The 4,659-nt window shown below is 58.5% G+C and carries 3 protein-coding genes; 2 read left to right on the forward strand and 1 reads right to left on the reverse strand.

The annotated features are described in order from the left end of the window. Positions 1-1,535 (reverse strand): NAD+ synthase (locus VJ956_RS13285; protein ID WP_324085524.1); only part of this gene is annotated, 1,535 nt, incomplete at its 3' end. Between the two features lie 84 nt (positions 1,536-1,619). On the opposite strand from VJ956_RS13285, the gene VJ956_RS13290 reads away from it, so the two are divergent. Both VJ956_RS13290 and VJ956_RS13295 read left to right on the forward strand, forming a co-directional pair. Continuing rightward, on the forward strand, positions 1,620-3,263 hold the full coding sequence (locus VJ956_RS13290) for a sensor histidine kinase (RefSeq protein ID WP_324085525.1): 1,644 nt from the start codon (positions 1,620-1,622) through the stop codon (positions 3,261-3,263). Between the two features lie 28 nt (positions 3,264-3,291). Further along, positions 3,292-4,659: sigma-54 dependent transcriptional regulator (locus tag VJ956_RS13295; RefSeq protein WP_324085526.1), on the forward strand; the 1,368-nt coding region annotated here is incomplete at its 3' end.

Below are 4,659 nucleotides of genomic sequence, written 5' to 3' on the forward strand. Positions count from 1 at the left end.
ACAAGGCGAACCACGCGATCAACATCCTCGCGGCAGAACCCCTGGGCGACAATGGCGTCTGCACTCAGATCCCGCTCGACGTAAAGGTTCAGTATCTGGTCGAGAACGTCATAGCCGGGAAGGCTGTCTTCGTCTTTCTGACCCGGCGCCAGTTCCGCGGACGGCGGTCGGGTAATCACCCGCTGCGGGATTACCGGGGAAATACTGTTGCGGTATATCGCCAGCCTCGTCACCAGCGTTTTTGGTACGTCCTTGAGCGCATCGAAGCCCCCGGCCATATCGCCATACAGGGTGGAATAACCGACAGCCATTTCACTCTTGTTACCGGTGGTAAGCACCAGAGCCCCGAATTTATTCGACAATGACATCAGCAGAACGCCCCTCAGGCGCGCCTGGAGGTTTTCTTCCGTGGTGTCCGGGCTGGTCCCTTCGAAAGGCACCGCCAGGGTCGCCATGAAAGCGTCATACATGGGCTCTATCGAAAACACATCGTACTGGACCTTCATGCCAGTGGCCTGCGTTCGCGCATCCTCAACGCTCATGCTGGCGGTATAGCGAAAAGGCATCATCACCGCGTGCACTCTTTCCGGACCCAGCGCATCGACCGCTATGGCAAGGGTCAGGGCCGAATCAATGCCACCCGAGAGTCCCATCACAACTGATTTAAAACCGTTCTTGTTGACGTAGTCCCGGACACCCAGGACCAGAGCACGGTACACATTCGCCTCTACCGAGGGCTCCGGAAGCGCGGGCTGTTCAACCGGCTGGCAATGGTGCTCACAGATCAGATCAACCGGGAACAGGCCCTCACTGAACTGGGGTGCCTCAGCGCACAGCACGCCGGAATGATCAAAGACTACGGAGCCACCGTCGAATACCAGCTCGTCCTGGCCACCGACCAGATTGACATAGGCAATGGTGACCTGGTTATCACGGGCCTTTCGCTCCAGCAGAGCTTTACGACGCGCCTGCTTGTCAATGTCATAGGGCGAGGCGTTGAGGTTCAGAATCAGTCTTGCACCTTCCGCAGCGGTTCTCTCAACCGGCCCGTCAATCCAGATGTCTTCGCAGACAGTCAGACCCACCGGCACCCCACGGATATCAAGCACCAGAACATCCTGGCCACTGGCAAAATAGCGCTTTTCGTCAAACACCTGATAGTTCGGCGGAAAGTGTTTGAAGTAGCGCCCGCTGATGGCACCGCCATCAATCACCAGGGCGGCGTTATACAGCAATCCTTCGTGCCGTAATGGCGCCCCCAGCACAATCGCAGGGCCCAGGGATTCGGACTCCAGCCTTTCCAGCGCCCCGTTTATCCGCAGGTCCATACTCGGTCGCAGCAACAGGTCTTCAGGTGGGTAACCGGTCAGGCAGAGTTCCGGAAAGACAACGATATCTGCCGCCAGCTCCTTCTCGGCACGGTGGGTGGCCTCGATAACTTTTTCCGTGTTGCCCGGAATATCACCCACCATAAAATCCAGCTGCGCCATCACCACCCTGAGCTTTCCCGGTGTCCCTGCGGCTTGCCCTGACATAACACACTGCTCCTGTAACTCATTGCCGTTAAAAGGCTATTATAACCTCCCAGCGCCCAGGAATTCTTCCGGAAAAGGCAAATCATGGCAAACCTTTCACAGATCTCCCCCAGCTTCGCCGCTGACGCCCCGCCCCGCTACCAGCGGGCACGTCTGTTCCGGATCTACAACCACTACCGGGTGGTGGTCAGCTTCCTGCTACTGATGATGCTGTTTGTGACGCCAATGGAATTCGACTCCCGGTTGCGGGCGGAAGGATACTACCACGCCGGCATCATTATCTATCTGGCCATCAACCTGTTTATCGGACTGGTTCTTCTGGCCGGCTTACAGCCCCGTAACCGCCACATCATTGTGTCCGTGCTGATGGATATCCTGGTGTTGCATGGCCTGCTGCTGACCAGCACAGGGATGACCAGCGGGCTGGCAAATCTGGTGATCGTAACGATTGCGGCGGGCAATATCCTGACGCCCTCCAGAATCGGTACCCTGTACGCCGCGCTCGGTGCCATCTGCTCCCTCGGGATTGCGGTCTGGTCGGTATTCTACGAATTTTCCTCAGTCGACGAGATTGTGCGGGCAGGGTCACTGGGCATTGTGTATTTTGCCACCGCATTCATTCTGCAATACATCTCGCGGCGCATGCTCAGAAGTGAAGCCCTGGCCAGTTCCCGCGCCAGGAGCATTGCCGAGCTGGAGCAGATCAACCGCCAGATCATCCAACGAATGCGCACCGGCATTCTGGTAATGGACCGCTACGGCGCCGTCCGGCTGGCCAACGCCGCCGCCGAAGAACTGTTGTTCGGCTCTAGCCCGGACAAGGACATGTTCAGCCGTGGCCGCACTCTGCCGGCGCCGCTACGGGACGGGCTGGAGGCCTGGCTGAAAAATCCGAAGGGGCGCACCGAGCCGTTTCAGGCCATGCCAACCTCTCCCATGGTCCAGGCCAATTTTGCCCACCTCAACCAGGAGCGCGGCGACCAGATTCTGGTGTTTATTGACGACCTCAGCAAAGTTACCCAGCAGGCGCAGCAGATGAAGCTGGCCTCGCTCGGCCGGCTGACTGCCGGTATCGCCCATGAAATCCGCAATCCCCTGGGCGCCATCAGCCACGCCTCCCAGTTAATGCGGGAGTCAGAACATCTGGATGCCGGCGACCGCAAAATGCTGGACATCATTCAGCGCCATAGCCGACGGGTAAACGGCATCATAGAAAACGTGCTGGACCTCTCCCGCCGGCGCGAAGCAAACAGCGACCTGGTGCAGATTGACCAATGGTTGCCGACATTCCGCGACGATTATCTGCAGACCCTGGGCAGCGGTTCCGGCACCCCTCCCATTATCAACATGGAGATCGAGGACAGACTGCCCCCGGCCCGCTTCGACGTCAGCCAGATAGAGCAGGTTCTGGTAAATTTATGTGATAACGGATTGCGCTACAGTCTGGAGAACACCGGTCGGCCGGAAATAGAACTGCACGCCGGAGCCACCGCAGATGGAGAGCGCACCTACCTGGACGTTCACGATTCCGGCGTCGGCATTGCCATGGCAAACCGCACCTCCATTTTTGAGCCCTTCTTCACCACCGATAAAGGCGGGACCGGTCTGGGCCTTTATCTGGCGCGGGAACTGTGCGAATCTAACCAGGCTCATCTGTCGCTGGTGGATACCGACAGAGCCGGCTGCTGTTTCCGCATCACTTTTGCCCATCACGGACGCATGATCTGACCCACGACACGGAGCGCACTCGACACCAATGACCAAACACACTGCCCTGATCGTCGACGACGAACCAGATATCCGTGACCTGCTGGATATAACCCTCAGCCGGATGGGCATTGATACACTGACTGCCAAAGACGTTGGTTCTGCCAAAGCCCTGCTTTGTGAACACCGGCCCCAATTGTGCCTGACCGATATGAATCTTCCGGACGGCAACGGCATCGAGCTGGTTCAGTGGATCCAGCAGCATGTGCCGGCCACGCCCGTGGCCGTGATAACAGCCTATGGCAACATGGAAACGGCTATCGAATCGCTCAAGGCCGGCGCTTTCGATTTTGTCTCCAAGCCGGTTGAATTGCCACGCCTGCGCGAGCTTGTAAGCAGCGCGCTCAGGCTTTCAGAACCTGATCTCGAGGCCGGCCAGGGGGAAGACGAGCCGGGCCTTCTGCTGGGCAACTCGCCCGAGATCAAAAGACTGCGCAGTCAGGTGCGGAAGCTGGCCCGCAGCCAGGCCCCGGTGTTTATCAGTGGCGAATCCGGCAGCGGTAAAGAGCTGGTCGCCAGAATGATTCATCTCCAGGGTCCCCGGCGCGAGGGTCCTTTTATTGCCGTCAACTGCGGCGCCATTCCGCCGGAATTGATGGAAAGCGAATTTTTCGGCCACAAAAAGGGCAGCTTTACCGGCGCCAACGAGAACAAGGATGGCCTGTTCCGCAGCGCTGATGGCGGCACCCTGTTTCTCGATGAAGTTGCTGATCTGCCTTTAGCCATGCAGGTAAAGCTGCTGCGTGCTATCCAGGAAAAAGCCGTGCGCCCGGTGGGTGACAGCAAAGAAGCCGCTGTCGATATCCGGGTGCTCAGCGCTACCCACAAAGACCTGACGGCGCTGGTCCAGAGCGGAGATTTCCGTCAGGATCTGTTTTACCGGATCAATGTTATCGAACTCGCCGCGCCTCCCCTCAGGGACCGGCCCGACGACATCAGACTGCTGGCCAGCCACATTCTCGGCCGCATTGCCCGGGAGTACGAGTGCGAGCCCGCCACTCTCACGCCAGACGCAATCTCACGACTTGAAGCCTATGATTTTCCCGGCAACGTTCGCGAGCTCGAGAACATTCTGGAAAGGGCGTTCACTCTCTGCGATGCAGAACTGATCGGCGAGGATGACCTGCACATGGGTAACGCGCCGGTGACGCCCGACAACCGGCCCCCGCCCGATAACGCGGCCGAGGGCACCGGAACAGTGGCATTACCGGACGGTGAAATGGACCTGGAAGGCTACCTGGAAACCATTGAGCGCTCGGCTATTGAAAAGGCACTGGAAGCAACCCGGTGGAACAAGACAGCGGCGGCAAAGCGTCTGGGGATCAGTTTCAGGGCATTACGTTACCGGTTGAAGAAG

The sequence above is a fragment of the Marinobacter sp. genome (assembly GCF_035268745.1).
Taxonomy (GTDB): Bacteria; Pseudomonadota; Gammaproteobacteria; order Pseudomonadales; family Oleiphilaceae; genus Marinobacter.

Excerpts from the sequence above, each read along its gene's own strand:
- VJ956_RS13290 (WP_324085525.1), top strand. The coding sequence starts at position 1,620 with ATGGCAAACCTTTCACAGATCTCCCCCAGCTTCGCCGCTGACGCCCCG.